Origin of the sequence: Janthinobacterium kochi, assembly GCF_051380715.1 — a bacterium.
Taxonomy (GTDB): Bacteria; Pseudomonadota; Gammaproteobacteria; order Burkholderiales; family Burkholderiaceae_D; genus Janthinobacterium.
Window position 1 is genome coordinate 837,813 of the sequence record NZ_JBNYXO010000001.1, and the last position, 17,056, is coordinate 854,868.

Annotated in this window: 13 protein-coding genes; 4 read left to right on the top strand and 9 right to left on the bottom strand. The window is 63.2% G+C overall.

Translation table 11 applies throughout. The features are described from left to right. Nucleotides 1-4: 4 nt before the first annotated feature. Both ACQ4WL_RS03885 and wrbA read right to left on the bottom strand, forming a co-directional pair. Entirely contained in the window at nt 5-418 is a 414-nt protein-coding gene (locus ACQ4WL_RS03885; protein ID WP_436508191.1) for a DUF2069 domain-containing protein, read from the bottom strand. Continuing rightward, entirely contained in the window at nt 415-1,023 is a 609-nt protein-coding gene (gene wrbA, locus ACQ4WL_RS03890) for an NAD(P)H:quinone oxidoreductase (RefSeq protein WP_251348423.1), read from the bottom strand. The genes ACQ4WL_RS03885 and wrbA overlap by 4 nt, the downstream gene beginning before the upstream one ends. Nucleotides 1,024-1,090: 67 nt before the next feature. Here wrbA and ACQ4WL_RS03895 point away from each other — a divergent pair, with 67 nt between their 5' ends. After that, nucleotides 1,091-2,467: a YihY family inner membrane protein gene (locus ACQ4WL_RS03895; RefSeq protein ID WP_436508192.1), complete on the top strand. Its 1,377-nt coding sequence runs from the start codon at nt 1,091-1,093 to the stop codon at nt 2,465-2,467. A gap of 13 nt (nt 2,468-2,480) precedes the next feature. Here ACQ4WL_RS03895 and ACQ4WL_RS03900 read toward each other — a convergent pair whose 3' ends face one another. Genes ACQ4WL_RS03900 through ACQ4WL_RS03915 form a run of 4 tightly spaced genes read right to left on the bottom strand, consistent with a single transcriptional unit; the run spans nt 2,481 to nt 8,062 of the window. After that, nucleotides 2,481-4,472 (bottom strand): DUF6630 family protein, encoded by a 1,992-nt coding sequence (locus ACQ4WL_RS03900; protein ID WP_436508194.1) that lies wholly within the window; start codon nt 4,470-4,472, stop codon nt 2,481-2,483. A gap of 30 nt (nt 4,473-4,502) precedes the next feature. After that, on the bottom strand, nt 4,503-5,903 hold the full coding sequence (locus ACQ4WL_RS03905) for a PoNe immunity protein domain-containing protein (protein WP_436508196.1): 1,401 nt from the start codon (nt 5,901-5,903) through the stop codon (nt 4,503-4,505). Nucleotides 5,904-5,937: 34 nt separating this feature from the next. Further along, nucleotides 5,938-6,750 (bottom strand): alpha/beta fold hydrolase, encoded by an 813-nt coding sequence (locus tag ACQ4WL_RS03910; RefSeq protein WP_436508197.1) that lies wholly within the window; start codon nt 6,748-6,750, stop codon nt 5,938-5,940. Between the two features lies 1 nt (nt 6,751). Beyond that, nucleotides 6,752-8,062, bottom strand: a complete 1,311-nt coding sequence (locus tag ACQ4WL_RS03915; protein WP_436508198.1) for an O-acetylhomoserine aminocarboxypropyltransferase — start codon at nt 8,060-8,062, stop codon at nt 6,752-6,754. A 281-nt stretch (nt 8,063-8,343) separates the two neighbouring features. Between ACQ4WL_RS03915 and ACQ4WL_RS03920 the strand changes: the two genes are divergently transcribed. Both ACQ4WL_RS03920 and ACQ4WL_RS03925 read left to right on the top strand, forming a co-directional pair. Continuing rightward, nucleotides 8,344-8,967, top strand: coding sequence for a 2OG-Fe(II) oxygenase (locus tag ACQ4WL_RS03920; RefSeq protein ID WP_436508200.1), 624 nt, complete (start codon nt 8,344-8,346; stop codon nt 8,965-8,967). A 128-nt stretch (nt 8,968-9,095) separates the two neighbouring features. Further along, nucleotides 9,096-9,542 (top strand): CBS domain-containing protein, encoded by a 447-nt coding sequence (locus tag ACQ4WL_RS03925; RefSeq protein WP_010398828.1) that lies wholly within the window; start codon nt 9,096-9,098, stop codon nt 9,540-9,542. A gap of 70 nt (nt 9,543-9,612) precedes the next feature. Here the strand turns inward: ACQ4WL_RS03925 and ACQ4WL_RS03930 are convergent, their stop codons facing one another. After that, nucleotides 9,613-11,874: a putative bifunctional diguanylate cyclase/phosphodiesterase gene (locus tag ACQ4WL_RS03930; RefSeq protein WP_436508201.1), complete on the bottom strand. Its 2,262-nt coding sequence runs from the start codon at nt 11,872-11,874 to the stop codon at nt 9,613-9,615. A gap of 412 nt (nt 11,875-12,286) precedes the next feature. Between ACQ4WL_RS03930 and aroC the strand changes: the two genes are divergently transcribed. Beyond that, a complete protein-coding gene (gene aroC, locus ACQ4WL_RS03935) occupies nt 12,287-13,381 on the top strand; it encodes a chorismate synthase (protein WP_436508202.1) in 1,095 nt (364 codons plus the stop codon). Between the two features lie 120 nt (nt 13,382-13,501). Here the strand turns inward: aroC and ACQ4WL_RS03940 are convergent, their stop codons facing one another. Both ACQ4WL_RS03940 and ACQ4WL_RS03945 read right to left on the bottom strand, forming a co-directional pair. Continuing rightward, a complete protein-coding gene (locus ACQ4WL_RS03940) occupies nt 13,502-14,998 on the bottom strand; it encodes an HDOD domain-containing protein (protein WP_436508204.1) in 1,497 nt (498 codons plus the stop codon). After that, a complete protein-coding gene (locus ACQ4WL_RS03945; protein WP_436508205.1) occupies nt 14,995-16,734 on the bottom strand; it encodes a putative bifunctional diguanylate cyclase/phosphodiesterase in 1,740 nt (579 codons plus the stop codon). Before ACQ4WL_RS03945 ends, ACQ4WL_RS03940 begins: the two co-directional genes overlap by 4 nt. Nucleotides 16,735-17,056: the final 322 nt, after the last annotated feature.

Here is a 17,056-nt window from a genome sequence, read left to right on the forward strand (position 1 = left end):
TCGCTCATTTCTTGATGCTCACTTTATTCACTTTTTCCAGCAGCTCTTTGGCCATGCGCTTGGCGGCCTTTTTGTAAGGACGCAGATACAGCACGGCGCAGAAAAAATAGATGCAGACGATGGCCGCCTCGCCCCAGGCCATCAGGGCCGAGGTGGCGTTCGTGTCGCTGTAGCCGCGCACCACGCCCTCTGTAAAATACAGCAGGATTACCATCGACGACCATTGCAGGGTGTAGACGTCGCGCTTGATGACGCCGTACAGGGGAATGAACAGGGGCGCTGCCTTCAGCACGACCCAGGAGCCGCCCGGCTGCAGCGGCGCGACGACGGTTTCCCACAGCAGGCACCAGAAGATCAGGGTGACGAGACTGGCGATGGCGCCCCAGTGAAAATACTTGTGCAGTGTGCCGTGCATCATGCGCCTGCCAGTTTCGCGGCGTTTTCCGCCAGGCGCCGGCCCAGGGCGATGGCCAGGCGTTTTTCATCGTCGCTGAGCGCCTTGTCGCCGTCGATGCCTGACCAGTGCGTGGCGCCATACGGCGAGCCGCCCGTGGACGTCGTCATCAGTTCGGGATGCGTGTAGGGCAAGCCCATGACCAGCATGCCGTGGTGGAAGAGGGGGATCATCATCGACAGCAGGGTCGATTCCTGGCCGCCGTGCAGGCTGCCCGTGGACGTGAACACGCAGGCGGGCTTGCCGGACAGGCTGCCGGCCAGCCAGTCGCTGGCCGTGCCATCCCAGAAGTACTTCATGGCGGCGGCCATGTTGCCGAAGCGCGTGGGCGACCCCAGGGCCAGGCCCGCGCATTCCTGTAAGTCTTCCAGTTCCACATAAGGAGCGCCATCGGGCGGGACTTCCGGCGCCGTCGCTTCCGTCACCGTGGAGACGGCGGGCACGGTGCGCAGGCGCGCGTCGCAGCCAGGCACGCTTTCCACTCCCTGGGCTATCAGCTCGGCCAGCTGGCGCGTGGCGCCATGGCGTGAATAAAACAATACGAGAATAATCAGATTGGTTGGCTTCATAATTGGTATTATAGGGCGCTTTACAGCCTGATACGACTGCTGTCATGGCGCCGTTCTGATTTTGCACATGCTTTCAAAATATATACTCCCCATCTTTCAATACCTGTGGCGCACCTTGCACATCGGTGCCGACATTGTGCGCGGCCTGACGTGGTCCGAAACGCGCGACCTGCTGCAGTTCGCGCGCCGCCGCGTGCGCGAGGAAAGCCTGCCGCAAGTGGCCGGCAGCCTGACCTTCGCCACCGTGTTTGCGCTGGTGCCGCTGCTCACCTTGGCCCTGGCCATCTTCACCACTTTCCCCCTGTTTAATACCTTCCGCCACGCGCTGGAAGATTATTTCGTGCAAAGCGTGATGCCCAAGGGGATTTCGAACACCATCCTCGACTACCTGACGACATTTGCCTCGAAAGCCACGCGCCTGTCGGCCATCGGCGCCGGTGCCCTGATCGTCACCTCGGTAGGCATGATGGGCTTGATCGAACGCGTCTTCAACCGCATCTGGCGCGTGCGCCAGGAACGCCGCTGGACCAAGCGCCTGCTCGTCTACTGGGCCATCGTCACCCTGGGGCCGCTGCTGGTGGGCGTGTCGCTGACGGTGACGTCGCGCCTCTTCATGGCCACCAGCGGCGTGGTGGGTGCCGTGCCTTTCCTCGGCGCCGTGTTTTATACGCTAGTGTCGATCGGCCTGACCATGCTGGCGTTTACCTTGCTGTACATCGCCGTGCCGAACCGCGACGTGGACTGGCGCGACGCGGCCTGGGGCGGCTTGCTGGCAGCGCTGGCGTTCGAGGTAGCCAAGCGCGGTTTCGGTGAATTCATCCAGGAGTTCCCCACCTATTCGCGCATCTATGGCGCGCTGGCCGCCTTGCCGCTGTTTCTCGTGTGGATTTACCTGAGCTGGATGATCACCCTGGTGGGCGCCTTGCTGGTGGCCGCCTTGCCCGTCGTGAAATACGAGCGCTGGTGGTACGAGGCGGCGCCGGGCAGCGAATTCGTCGATGCCGTCGCCATCTTGAAAGTGCTGCACCAGGCCTGCCACTGCGCCGACTCGGCCCTGGTGGGCGCGGCTGAAATTCGCCGCAGCACGCGCCTGGGCTTCGAAGAGATGGAAACCCTGCTCGACAAAATGGTGCAGCAGGGCTGGGTGGGACGGGTCAATGTGGAGGGCGCCGTGCGCGTGCAGTGGGGCAAGCGCGTGGCCGACAGTTCCGACCACTGGGTCTTGCTGGGCAATGTCAACCGCATCAGCCTGGCCGATGTCTACCGTTTATTCGTCTTCGGCGGCATGCGCGTCAATTCCGGTTATCCGGCCGGCTCCACCAATGAACGCGACATCAAGGCCGCCGTCGAGGCGGCCGCCCTGGCGGCGCAGGTGGAAAACGCCGTCGAGCAGGGACTGGGCCTGACCCTGGCGCAGCATTTCGGGGCCGTCAAATGCAACTGAGCGGCCCTTACTCTTAGTACACTACGGGCCGCAAGGCCGCCTGCAGCGCCAACTTGTTGAACGCCGCCGCATCGGACGCGCGCACCACGCCCAGGTAATACGTGTCTTCGCCGCCGTGCATGTTCACCAGGCGCAGCTGATGCGGCGCCAGGTGGGCGGCGATGGCGGCCAGGCCCTCGGCCATCGCGTCGCCATCTTCCCGCTCCGTCCAGCGGAAGTCCCGCAGCGCGGGCAGGCCGATATGCTGGGCGATGCGCGGCACTTCATCGACCGATTTCCAGTCCAGGGTGGTGCCGTGGCCCTGCACATGGGCGGCGGTGGACCAGAGCAGGAAGAAACACGCCGCCTCGGGCGTGTCGCCTTCGTATTCTTCTTCCGGGTCGTCTTCCGCCAGTTCTTCCAGCGTCACGTCCACGCAGCGCGCGGCCAGTTCCGCATCGCCTTGCAAGAGCAGGGCGGCCATGGTGTGCAACTGCTCGCGCTCGGCCTTTGCCAGGATTTGCGCCGGCGTAAAGCTGCGGCGCCTGACGGGCTTTTTCTTGCTCAGGCCCATGGCCTCGCTCAACTGGGCCGTGATGGCCGCCTTGAAGTTGTCCACGGTGTCGAACTGTTCCAGCAGCTGGCCCGTGAAATCCATGCTCCAGGCCATGCCATCCTTGACCACATATAAAAAATCGCTTTGCACGGCCACGCCGCGCAGATGGTGGGCGGGTGGATACAGTGGCGTAAACGCCTGCTTGCCATCCAGGGTCAGCATGCAGGCCAGTCCCTGCGCATCGATGGCAAAGATCAGGTTCTTGCGCAGCTTGGGCGGCGACGAGGTGGTGGCGCAGTCGATGGCTTCGTACTGGCATGGCGCCAGCAGCTCGCCCTGGCTATCGACCAGGCCAAACAGGAAGCGGCCATCGATGCGCTGGCTGACGATGGCGATTTTTTTCTTCGTGCCGAAATCCTGCACGGAGCTGTAGACGAGCGGCACCACGACCTTGCCCGTCTTGTCGAGCACGCCGCAGACATTGCGTTCGTCGTCATTGTCTGTCTGGCGCTCGATGTCGATCAAGCCATCTTCGCGCTCGCACATGTTACCCACCCTGTCGATCAGCAGCGCGCCATCGGGCAGGCGCAACAAGCGGCTGGCGCCGTCCGTGTCGATCTGCTGCAGCAGGTGGGGGCTGATCACGTACAGGGCGCCGGGGGCAGGCGGCAGCACCACTGTGCCGTTCAGATCCAGCATGCCGTGTGCATCGGGGGCGTCCGCCGTGGCAAAGGTGATCCAGCCATCGTCCGCATAGTAAACGCCCAGGTCGACATAGCGCCGCGACAGCGGCACGATCCAGCGGCCATAAGGCGTGACCAGGCCGGTGACCTCCGGTTCGCCGGCGGCGCTCACTTCATAGCACAGCGCATCTTCCTCCCATCCCACCACTTCCAGGCCTTGCAGGAAAGGCAGTTCGTCCGCGCCGAGTTCCTCGACATCGGCCAGCTGCGCGCTGGCGGACGCAGACCAGTAGCCGGTCGCTGGCGCTGCAGAACCGGCGGCCAGCAGGGGCGCCAGCGCTTCCCTGTCACCACGCTGCAGGGCAGAGTGCAAGGCTTGCGCCTCGGCGCGCAGGGCCTCGAGCGCGGCCGCGTAGTCCGGTGTGCCGATATCGTGCGGGACCATCTGCACGCAATCGAGGATCAGCCACGCCTGGCTGCCCGCCAGCAGGGTGCTGATGACGCCGCGCGCGACGATGGCGGCCGCGTCGCGCGGCTTGTCCATCAGCGCGGACAAGGCTTGCCAGCTGGCCTGCACCTGCGCCATCGGCGCGGCAAGCACGCAGGCGCAGTCTTCGCCATCGCCGTAGATGGGCCAGGCGACAGCTTGCGCGCCGGCGCCGACGAGCAGCTTGAACAGCATGGGCATGTCCAGCCGCCATTCGGCCAGGCCGGTAATCGTGTCGGTGTCGAAATCGGCCTGGCCGGGCAAGACGGCGGTGCTGAACAGGGCTGCGGTATTGATCATGGATATTTATCTAAAAGTGAACGGGGGTATTCAAGGCGATGGTGGCATGACCCAGTGGACCAGCGCGCCGCGATCGAGCCCAAGCTGCTTGGCCACGGCGGCCGCCTCGAAGGCCCACAGGCCGTAAAAACCGCCCATGCCGTGCGCGCGCAAATGGCCGTTGAACCAGTCTTCGTGCACCAGCGCGCCATGCCAGCTGGCCAGGTATTGCCGCAGGTGCTCGAGCTGCTGCGCGGGATCGTCTGCGTCCAGGCAGTCGAACAGGGCGGTATAGGGCTCGGCGAAATACCACTCGTCGACGGCGGCACGCTGCGGATCGATGGCGGACAACAGCGCCTCGTACACGCCATCTTCGCCATCGAAGGCCGTTTGCAGGGCGGCCAGGCGCTTGGACAGATCGTGGCGGCCGAACAGCAGGGTCGCGCCCAGCAGTTGCAGGGTGCGCGCATAGTCCGTCAATTGTTCGAAATCAAAGGCCGGCAAGGCGTCGTCATCGTAGGCCTCGGCCAGGGCCGCGCGCGCCGTTTCGCAGGCGGCGACGGCCGCTTCCAGCGCCGTTTCCACGTCAGGCAAGGGCAAGCCTGCCGTGTAGCGCAGCGAGAACACCTGATAGGCCGTGCTGGCGGCCGCGCACGCCCAGTAGGCGGCATCACCACCGTCGTCTTGCGCCTGCGCGCGGACATAGGCTGCCAGCAGGGCGTCGAGGTAAGCGAGGTTGCGGCTAAAGTCGAACGCAGTGCCGAACGTCTCGGGCGGCAGCTGGCGCGGTGTATGGGGCCAGGGTGCGAATGCTGGCAGACAGGCATCGGCGCATTCGCGCTGGATGGCCCAGTCGGCGAAGATTTGCTGCATATACTGCGCCGTCTCGTCGTCGTGGACGATGGCGCCGACGCCCACCATGGTCGTGCCCAGCAGGGTGTAGCCAGGGAAGCGGCTGCTCTCGTAGGCGATGGTAGTCACGCTCTGGATGGCCCTGCCGTCGCTCAGGTCGCGCACGCGGAAGTACACGTCGTCCCAGCCGGCCAGCGGTGGCGCTGGCGGTTCATTCGGCAGGGTGGTCCAGCTGCCGTCGGCCTCTTCTTCATAGGCATCGAGCAGCTCGTCGAGGCCACCGGGGCGGTCGATGCGGTTGTTGGCGTCGTATTGCAGGCCCAGTTCGGCCGCAAACGCTGCCGCGTGGCGGCCCTCGAAGACCAGGTACTGGGCGCTGGTGGTGCCGACCAGCAAGTCCGTGTGCTGGCCCGCCACGACGAGCGCCTGCGGCAGCCGGCACCATTGGTAGTACGGAATGCCGGCCATGGGGCCGCCATCGTCCGCCAGCGGGTTAGTGAAGCGCAGCTGTTCCAGCCATGTATAGCGTTCGTGCCGCTCCGCTTCCGTGCCGCTGCCGCGGCCAGTCAATTCTTCAAGCAGGGTATGCAACAACATCATCCGTCTATCCTAAAAAAGTCCGTGTGGCGGGTGCTTATGCCGCTGCTGTTTGCGCAAACGCAAACAGCGCGTCGAGCACGGCGTCGGGCTGCTCGGCCATCAATTCGTGTCCGCTGTCGACCTGCACCACCGTGCCATGCGCTATTGTCGCTTTCAGCAGCTTGGTCGACTTGGGCGGCGTCATCATGTCGCGCGCGCCGAAAATGAATAAAGTCGGGCAGTGTACCGAAGCGGCGGCGATTTCGCCGTTCGCGTAGGCATTGCAGGCAAAAAAATCTGTATGAAATACGTGATCGGGGTTGAGGGCGGCGATGCGCTGTTTCAAGCGCCGCGCGCCACCCATGGCATAAAAGCCCGGGCCGGGGAACGACGGCTTTTGCGCGATCGACGAGTGCGACCAGATATTGACCATGTCGATGGCCGCCTGTTCATCCTTGAGCGCCGCTTCCAGTAGCGCCGGCGAGACTTTCATTGGGTAGGTCGAACCGAGCATGGCCAGGTGGCTGACGCGCTCTGGCCCGAGGAATGCCGCTTCCAGCGCGATCAATGAACCCATGCTGTGGCCGATCAGCATGGCCTTGGCCGCGCCAGCCGCATCCAGCACGGCCAGGATCCAGCGCGCCAGTTCTGCGACATTATCCTTTGCCGCACCCAGGCTACGCCCGTGGCCGGGCAAGTCGACGGCCAGCACGTTCCAGCCATGGTGGGCGAAATAGCGCGTTTGCAGGACCCACACGGAATGGTCGTTCTGCGCGCCGTGGATGAAGACGGCCGTGGGCTGGCTCGGGTTGAATGGTTTGCCACCCGTGTAGCAGTAGGCCGTGGTGTGCTCGATGGTGAATAACATGTCAGGCGCCTTTCTGCGACAGTTTCAGGCCACGGGCCAGGTCTTCGATCAGGTCGTCCGCGTCTTCCAGTCCCACCGACAAGCGCATGGTGCCTTGCGTGATGCCGGCCTGCGCCAGCTGATCGTCGGGCACGCGGAAATGCGTGGTGGAGGCGGGGTGGATGACGAGCGACTTGGCGTCGCCCACGTTGGCCAGGTGCGAGAAGATCTTGAGGCTGTCGACAAAGCGCTGTCCCGCCGCGCGGTCGCCGCGCAGGCGGAAGGTGAAGACGCCGCCCGCGCCTTTCGGCAGCAGGGTTTTCGCCAGTGCGTAATCGGGGTGCGATGGCAGTTCGGGGTAGGACACGGCATCCACGGCCGGATTGGCCAGCAAAAAGTCGATGATTTTGCGCGTATTGGCCACGTGGCGGTCCATGCGCAAGCCCAGGGTTTCGATGCCTTGCAGGATGGCGAAGGCATTGTGCGGGCTCATGACGGCGCCGAAATCGCGCAAGCCTTCGCGCCGCGCGCGCAGGGCGAACGGCGCCACCGTCGATTCCTCGGCGAAGACCATGCCGTGAAAGCCGTCATACGGTTCGCACAGTTCGGAAAAACGGCCCGTCTTGTCGTAGGCCGTCTGCCAGTCGAAGGTGCCGCCATCGACCAGCAAGCCGCCGACGGCCGTGCCGTGCCCGCATAAAAACTTGGTGGCCGAGTGGAATACCAGGTCGGCGCCATGCTCGAAGGGGCGCAGCAAATACGGCGTGGTAAAGGTCGAATCGAGCATCAGCGGCAGCTGGTGTTCGTGCGCCAGGGCGGCAATCGTCGGAATATTCAGCACGTCGAGGCCGGGATTGCCCAGCGTTTCGCCGAACAGCACTTTCGTATTCGGGCGGATGGCGGCGCGCCAGGCATCCACGTCGCGCGGGTCGACAAACGTCGTCTCGATGCCGAAGCGTTTCAAGGTATAGGCCAGCAGGTTGTGCGAGCCGCCGTACAGGGCGCGCGAAGCGACGATGTGCGAGCCGGCGCCGGCGATGGTACATAAACCAAGGTGCATGGCGGCCTGGCCGCTGGCTGTGGAGATGCCGGCCACGCCCCCTTCGAGGGCGGCGATGCGCTCTTCCAGTACGGCGTTGGTGGGATTCGAAATGCGCGAGTACACGTGGCCAGCCCGCTCCATGTTGAACAGCGAGGCCGCATGCTCCGAACTCTTGAAGGCAAACGAGGACGTGAAATGGATGGGTGTGGCGCGCGCGCCCGTGGCCGGGTCGGGCGCAGCGCCCGCATGCAGGGATAAAGTATCGAAACCGGGGTATTTCGGGCCGCTCATGGTGTCTCCGCCAAGTTTTATAGTGGCAAGATCGTAACCTGATTTGCCGCTGAGTAAAAGGGCTCGCGTGCAGGGCGCATGGCGCCGTGCTGGCGGGCGGCGCGTGTCACTTGAAGTCGAAAAAAGTGACCGGCTCCGCGTGGCGGTGGTACGATGCCGTGTCAGTGATATTCGGGCTGTTCGACCTTCGCGCGTGCGCCGCACCGCCAGGAAGCAGCTGCAAACGAACGAAATCCTGGGCTTCAGGCGCACTCTCATGCATGTCCACCAGGAAAGATTCTATGCCCGCAATATCGTTCGACGGCTCCCTTGCCGTGCCCGGACCATCTATCGTCGACGGCCTGTGCCGCGCAGGCTGGCTCATGCAAGAGCATTTCATTTCTCTTGAACTCAGCCGCCAGCTGGCCGCCGAATGCGTGCAATCCATGCTCAGCGGCAAGATGAAAGGCGCCGGCGTGGGCAGCGGGCATGCACCCCTGCTGCAGCCCGATATCCGCGGCGACCATATCGCATGGCTGGAAGCGGGCCGTTCAGAGGCCTGCGACCGCTATCTGGAACATATGGAAGCCTTGCGCCAGGTACTCAACCGTGAGTTGTTCCTGGGGCTGGACGAGTATGAAAGCCATTTCGCCCTGTACGCGCCGGGCGCCTTTTACCGGGCCCATCTGGACCGTTTCCGCGACGACGACAAGCGCACCGTGTCCGTCGTGCTGTACTTGAACGACGACTGGCTGCCCGAACACGGCGGCGCGCTGCGTTTGTACCCCGATGGCGGCCCCAGCGTGGATATCGCGCCCGAAGCGGGGCGCATGGCCATGTTCCTGTCGGGTGAGATGTTGCACGAGGTATTGCCGACGGCGCGCCAGCGCTTGTCGATCGCCGGCTGGTTTCGCCGCAGGGCGTGATGAAAAGTTGCGCGCAATCCCCTTCGATTTGATTGCGCGCAAGGCTGGATTTTTCCGCAGGCATAGGCTACAGTCGCAGTAAGGGCTAGAATAACTAAAATACTAATCACGCGGACAGGACGGCCAATATGAAAGTATCTGAAATTCTCCAAGTCAAGGGCAACATCCTCTACACGGTCACGCCTGACCAGCCCCTGCTTGACGCGGCCAATACCATGGCTGAAAAAGACATCGGTTCGCTGGTGGTCATGGAATTTGGCGACTTGGTCGGCATGCTGACCTTCCGCGAAGTGTTGAACGCTTTGCATGAAAACGCGGGCCAGATCGGCGGCGGCACCGTGCGCAAGCACATGGACGACCACCCGATCACCGTCACCCCGGATACGGAAGTCAATGAAGTGCGCCGCATCATGCTGGAAAAGCACGCGCGCTACCTGCCCGTCATGAACGCCAAGACCTTGCTGGGCGTCATCTCCTTTTACGACGTCGCGCGCGCCGTGCTCGAAGCGCAAAGCTTTGAAAACCAGATGCTCAAGGCGTATATCCGCGACTGGCCGGCTGAAACGACCGACTGATTGATCGCAATGCAGTAATAACAACGCCGGCACAGCCGGCGTTTTGCATTGCAGAAGCGGGTGGCGCCGCCTACGCCGCCCCTTGCAGCGCCTCGTTGTTCAGCCAGGTGTCCAGCGCCGTGGCTGTCATGGGGCGGGCAAACAGGAAGCCTTGCGCCATCGGGCAGCCCAGCGCCTGCAGTATCTGCGCCTGGCGCTCGTCTTCCACGCCTTCGGCGATCACGGTCAGGCCCAGGTTGCGGCCCAGCTGGATGACCATTTCGGCGATGCTGCTGCCGCGCGCGGAACCGGTGATCTCGGTGACGAAGGCACGGTCGATTTTCAGGCGGTCGACTTGCAGCCGCTGCAGGTACGACAGCGAGGAGAAGCCCGTGCCGAAGTCGTCGATGGCGATGCTGACGCCCGTCTGCTTGATCTGCCACAACATCTTGATCAGCATGTCCGGTTCTTCCATGGCCATCGATTCCGTGATTTCCAGCTCGATGAACTCGGGTGGTGCCTGCGTCTCTTCCAGCGCTGCGCGCAGCATTTCCAAAAACAGGGGGTGGCGGAACTGTACTTGCGACACGTTGACGGACATGACGAAGTTGCGGTGGCCCTGCTCGCGCAGCAGCACCAGTTCGCGACAAGCGGTGCGCAGCACCCATTCGCCCAGATCGATGATGATGCCCGAATATTCGGCAATCGGGATGAAGCGGTCGGGCGAGATGAATTTGCCGTCCGGCGTCTGCCAGCGCAGCAGCGCTTCGGCGCCCACGGGGCGGCGCGTGGTCAGGTCGATCTGCGGCTGGTAGACGACAAACAGCTGGCCCTGGCTGAAGGCCGTGCGCAGCGCGTGCATCATGCGCACCCGTTCGCGGATTTCGATGCCCATGCTGCGCGAGAAATAGAAGTGGCCGGCGCGCTGCTGGCTTTTTGCCCGTTTCAAGGCGATATCGGCATCCTTCAGTGCATCGGCGCCTGTGCCCGCATGTTCGCCCAGCCGCACCAGGCCCAGGGTGGCGGACAGTTGCACATCCTGGCCATCGATGCTGAAGGGCGCCTGGAACAGGGCCAGGATGTTGGCCGGATTGACTTGCGACGAGTCGCCCAGCACGCAAAAGATGTCGCCGCCCAGGCGTGCCACCGTCAATTGCGGCCCCAGCTGGGTTTGCAAGCGGCCCGCCACGGCGACCAGCAGGGTGTCGCCGAACTGGTGCCCCAGGGCGTCGTTGGTCTCGGCAAAGTGGTCGAGGTCGACCAGCGCCAGGGTGGCGTCGTCGCGCGCGGGGCCGGCCAGGGTGGCGTCGAGGATTTCCACCAGGCGCGTGCGGTTGGGCAGCTTCGACAACTGGTCGTAGAAGGCGGCATTGTGCAGGTGCGATACCAGCTCGACGTTGTCCAGGCCCACGGCGACGTTGCTGCAAAACACTTCCAGCAGGCTTTCATCGATGGCGGTGAGGGGGCGTGGCAGGACCAGGTAGGCGGCCGCGTCGCGGCTGGCCTTGCCCGCGAAGTACAGGGTGGCATAGTCGTGCGCGTACACATTGCGCCGCTGCGCCAGTGTGTGCTCGATGGCTGCCATTACGCGGGGGTTTTGCAGGCCGCACAGGGCGCTGTGTGGCAGGCTGGAAAAGCTGCCCGTGCAGGCCGAGACGAGCAGTTCCCTGGCGCCGCTGTCCTGCAAGTCCTGCACGCACAGCACGCCGTCGGCGCGGATGCCCAGCAGGTCGGCGATTTGCGCCAGTACGCCGGCCGAGAAGTTTTGCACGCCGTGCAACGCCATCAGCTGCGTGCTGGCGTGGACGATCCGGTCCAGGCCGCGCCGGCTGTTGCTGATCGAACGTATCTGCTCGTACGAGCGGATGGCTGCCGTCACCGTGGTAAATAGCTTGATGCGCGTCAGTTCGGACTTGGTCTTGTAGTCGTTGATGTCGAAATCGCGGATGGCGTCGATTTCCGGCGCATAGCCTGGCTGGCCCGTGCGCAGGATGATGCGCACATCCGTCATTTTGAGGGTTTCGCGGATGTAGCGCACCAGGTGCAGGCCCGCGTCGTCCTGTTCCATCACCACATCGAGCAGGATGACGGCGATGTCGTCTTCATGCTTGAGCAGTTCGCGCGCCTGGCCGGCCGAATATGCATGCACGAATTCCAGCGGACGGTGCTGCATTTCCAGGTTGCCCAGGGCGAAAGTGGTGGTGGAGTGGACGTCTTCATCGTCGTCGATGATCATCACCCGCCAGACGCTGCGCGGTGCGACGGCCAGCGGCGCCGCTGGTTGCTCATCGAGGAATACCAGGTCGTCGTGATCGTCCTTGTTGCTGTCAAGGGGGATGATCGGTGCGGGCATGTATAGCTTCTCCAGGATGACTCGATATTTTTACGAGCGCGTCACAAAAAGCCCATGGCGTTGTTGCGTTGCCTTGCCGTACTTGCGTACTGTCTTCGGCAACGACGCCTAGCCCTGGGCATTTTTTGACGTGCTCTCGGCGCAGCCCAAATCGGGTTTGGCAACCACGCACTTTCGTCCAAGTATATAGCTATTTAATAAGCAAAATGTTTTTTTAAGCCTATTCTGCAGAGCAATATTTCTTGTATTGCATGATTGCAACTCATATTTGGTATTTTTATATGAAAAAATAGGCGGGATTTAAAAATGCTGATAAGCGGGCGGGAATATCGGGCCTTGCTGCGGCATTAGCGGCATGGCAGGCCCCGCAGGCTGGTAGAATTGAGTTTTCCAGTCTTTCACACTTCCTATTATGTCCGGCAATTCTTTTGGCAAACTGTTTACTGTTACCACTTTCGGCGAATCGCATGGCCCGGCCATCGGCTGCGTGATCGATGGCTGTCCGCCGGGATTGGTCCTGTCGGAAGCCGATATCCAGCCCGAGCTGGACCGCCGCAAACCGGGCACGTCGCGTCACGTGACGCAGCGCCAGGAATCGGATACGGTGGAAATTCTCTCGGGCGTGTACCAGGGCGTGACGACGGGTACGCCCATCGCGCTGTTGATCCGCAATGAAGACCAGCGCAGCAAGGATTACGGCAATATCGCGGAAAGCTTCCGCCCCGGCCACGCCGACTACACCTACTGGCATAAATACGGCGTGCGCGACCCGCGCGGCGGCGGGCGTTCCTCGGCGCGCCTGACGGCGCCCGTGGTGGGCGCGGCGGCCATCGCCAAGAAGTGGCTGCTGCAGCAGTACGGCACCACCTTCAAGGGTTGCATGAGCCAGTTGGGCGACATTGCCGTGCCATTCCAGTCCTGGGAACACGTGCATGCGAACCCGTTCTTTGCCGCCAGCGGCGACGCGGACCTGATCGCGCGCATGGAAGAAGCGATGGATCAATTGCGCCGCGACGGCGATTCCATCGGTGCGCGTATCGACGTGATTGCGCAAAACGTACCGTTGGGCCTGGGCCAGCCCATCTACGACAAGCTCGACGCCGACATCGCTTACGCCATGATGGGTATCAATGCCGTCAAGGGCGTGGAAATTGGCGCCGGCTTCGACTCCGTGGCGCAAAAGGGTTCCGAACACGGCGACGAGCTGACGCCGGAAGGTTTTATTGGCAATAACGCGGGCGGCGTGCTCGGTGGCATCTCGACGGGACAGGATGTCAAAGTCTCGATCGCCATCAAGCCGACCTCGTCGATCCGCACGCCGCGCCGCTCGATCGATAAGGAGGGTAATCCCGTGATGGTGGAAACCTTCGGCCGGCACGACCCTTGCGTGGGCATCCGCGCCACGCCGATCGCCGAAGCCATGCTGGCGCTGGTACTGATCGACCACGCCCTGATGCACCGCGCGCAGTGCGGTGATGTGTCTGTTTCGACGCCGAAGTTGAAGTAAGTTGAATGTTGTCGGATTACGGGCCTTCGGCCCTAATCCGACATACGACCCACGCCATGTGTAGGTCGGATTAGCGGGGCATCGCCCCGCGTAATCCGACAACATCGTTGGCGTTTTCTGTCACGCTACCTTGTTCGCCACCAACTCCAGTTGATGGCGCATCTCCACCGACTGCACCAATAACGCCCGGATATCGTTGATCAGGTTGAATTCCGTCTGGTTCAGCTGGATTGGCGGGAAGCTGTCGTCCCAGTCGCCGTACAAAAATCCCGTGGGGTGGCCGTTGGCCGACAGGGGCAGCACGACGAAGCTGCGCGCTTCCGACAGGGTCGCTTTCCACCATTGCGGCAGCTTGGCGGCAAATTTCGGGTCGCGCGCATTGTCGATGAAGATCACGCGGTCGCTATTGAGGGCCGCGTGGAACACGTTCGGCTCATACGCGTCGCCAAACACCATCAGGTCCTGCAGGTCGGCCATGCCTTCGCCCATGCTGATGCGTGCCGAGTACAAATGATCCCTGTGGTTGCGCACGAACGCCACCGAGCGCGAAAAGTCAAAGCCCTGGTGCAGCGTTTCGAGCGCCATCGAGACCATCTGGCCCGGGTTGGCGCTGCCGATGGCGCTGCGCAGGTCGGCCAGACCGCCGATCAATACGCGGTTGCCCTCGGCGCGCATGCGCGTCGAGGCCAGCTGGCGCGCGCGCCGTTCGGCCGGTTTTGACAGGGGCGCGATCGACAGGTCGGCCGCCGCCATCATTTTCGCCTTGTCTACCGCCACCACCAGGTCGGTGGCTGTGATGCCCAGGGTGCCCGCATAGTCGTCGATCAGCGCGTGCACCTGCGCCGTGCCGGCCGCATCGTCATGCCACAGCGAGTCGGCGCAGCGCGCCGCCATCGTCGACAGGCCTGCCATCCAGTCGGCGCCGCTGAGGGGCGCGTTGTCGGGCGACGGGTCCATCGGACGCATGCCGTTGATGAGGTGCTGCGGCAAGCCCCAGTGGGCGGCCGTGGCATAGCCCACTTCCGGCAGCGACAGGCCGAGGATTTCGCGCGCGGCGGCCGCCTCGTTGCCGGGACCCGCATGCGCCTGCATGCGCGCCCAGAAGTCCGTCATGTAGAACGTCACCATCATGCGTCCCAGCGTGTGCAGCATGGAGCAGACGACGGCTTGCTCGGCTTGCAGGCTGCCGGCGCTGGTGGCCACCTGCTGCGCCACCATCCCGGCCAGCACGGCCTTTTCCATTTCCACGTGGGCGCTGACGGAGTCGGGCGACGCCTGCGACAGCTCCTCGATCAGTTTGAGTCCCAGCGCCAGATGGCCGATGGCGTCGATGCCCAGCACCAGCACGGCCTTCGAGACCGTGTTGACCCGCTGGCCGAAGGCAGAATACATGCCGCTGTTGGCCAGGCGCAGTACCTTGTGCGTGAGGACAGGGTCGGACAGCACCGTTTGCGTGATGTCGAATTCGTGGTCATCCTCGCCGCGCATGGCGCCCAGGATAGCGCTGATGGCTTTGGCGAAGCCGGGCATGTCGCCCTGCTGGCGCGTGCGCGCCCACAGCAGGTCCAGGGTGTTTTTGCCGAGCTGTGTCGGCACCGTGAAATGACCTGGATTCATTGCACCCCTCCGCGCTGTTCATTGGCAGACGGCGTGGGCACCAGCGCTGCATAGGTTTTTTCGCTCAAGGCCGATAGCGCGGCATGGGCCGGCATCGGTTTGCCCGTCAAATAGCCTTGCACATACTGGCAGCCGCGCGACTCCATGAAGTGCATTTGCTCCTCCGTTTCCACGCCTTCGGCCACCACGGACAAATTCAAGTGCTTGGCCAGGTCGAGAATGGTGTTGCAGATGGCCGCATCCTTGCTCGATTCGGGCAAGTCCTTGATGAAGGTGCGGTCGATCTTCAGCACGGAAATGGGGAAGCGCTTCAGATACGCGAGCGAGGAATAACCGGTGCCGAAATCGTCGATGGCGATGCGCGCGCGGCGCTCCGTCATCTTGACGAGGATGGTTTCCGCATGCACGGGGTCGATCATCAGGGTGCCTTCCGTAATTTCCAGCACCAGGTGTTCGCCGGAGAGTCCCGAAAAGGCGATGGCGTCATCGAGCACGTCGAGGAATTTGTCGTTGCGGAACTGGCGCGGGCTGATGTTGACGGAGATGTACAGCGGCCGCTTGGCCACTTCCTGGAACTGCTTGAGCTGCACGCAGGCTGCCTTCAGTGCCCAGGCGCCCAGCAGATTGATCAGGCCATTGGCTTCGGCGATCGGAATGAAGCGCACAGGCGGCACCAGGCCCAGGGTCGGGTGCTTCCAGCGCATCAGGGTTTCGAAACCCTGGATTTGCCGCGTGTGCGCATCGACGATGGGCTGGTAAAACAGCAGAAATTCACCTTCGCGCACGGCGTGGAACATGGCCGCTTCCAGCGAAATATCGTGTTCCGACGGGCCATTCAGGCGCGGGCTGTAAACCAGGCAGCGGGCCTTGCCCGTTTCCTTGGCGCGCGACATGGCCGCATCGGCCAGCGCCACCAGGCGCACTTCATCTTCCGCGTGCAGCGGATAGATCGATACACCCACGGACGCCCCCACGTAGATCGTGTGGCCGTCGACTTCGAATGGCGCCTGCAGGGTTGCCAGCAGGCGGCCCGTCACCAGCTTGATTTGCGCATCGGTGGCGCTGCCGGGCAGCACGGCGACGAATTCATCGCCGCCCACGCGCGCCAGGGTGTCACTATCGCGCAAGGTCTTGCGCAGGCGCGCGGCGGCCAGGCGCAGCACGGCGTCGCCGACGGGGTGGCCCAGGCCATCGTTGACCTTTTTGAAGCCATCGAGGCCGATGGTGGCGACCGAAAAACCCTGGCCCGAACGGGCGGCCTGGGCGATGACCATGCGGATGCGGTCCGACAGCAGCAGGCGGTTCGGCAGCCCGGTCAGCGCATCGTGCGTGGCCATGTGGCGCAAGCGTTCTTCCGTGTTGTGCTGGGCCGAGGTGTCGCGCCCGACCACCAGCAATTCGGCGATGCCGTCCCCGTTCATATAAGAAGACAGGCGCAGCTCGAACCAGATCTCCTGGTCCGGCGTTTGCAGGCGCACTTCCAGGCGGCCCGGTTCTTCCAGGGAGTCTTCCAGCGCCGCCTGTAGCGCCGCGCGCGACGCTTCGGTGGCCAGCGGCAGCAGCAAGTGGCCGGCCAGGCCCGATGGCGCGCCGAACAGGGTGGCTGCGCGCTTGCTGGCGAACAGGATCAGGCCGTCCGTATCGAGCCGGAACACGACGTCGCCTGCCTCTTCCATGAGGTTGTCCAACTCGTGGCGTGCCTCGCGGTGGGCGGCGGATGGGGTACTGGAAAACATCGTGCTGGCTTTTACCTTTTTTTTATCAGTGCCGGCGATCGCTGCAGGGCAGGGCGCCAACGGAAAGAGTGCATCGTGCGCTACGCGCGCCATAGCGGGCCGGAGAGCGACTATCGGAACGCGATCCACACGAAATGTATCATTGAAAAGCATTCGATTACATGAAATAGAGCAACATTGTTTCAGGTTTTGTAAATATTCCTGCCTTCCATGAAAAAAATCATGTCGCGCGACACGCGCGGGCATTTTCGTTCCCCGTGGAAGCTTTTTGCCGCGCCGGCTTTCGGTAGCGCGCTTGCCCTGCCATGCGCTTTGCGCTAGT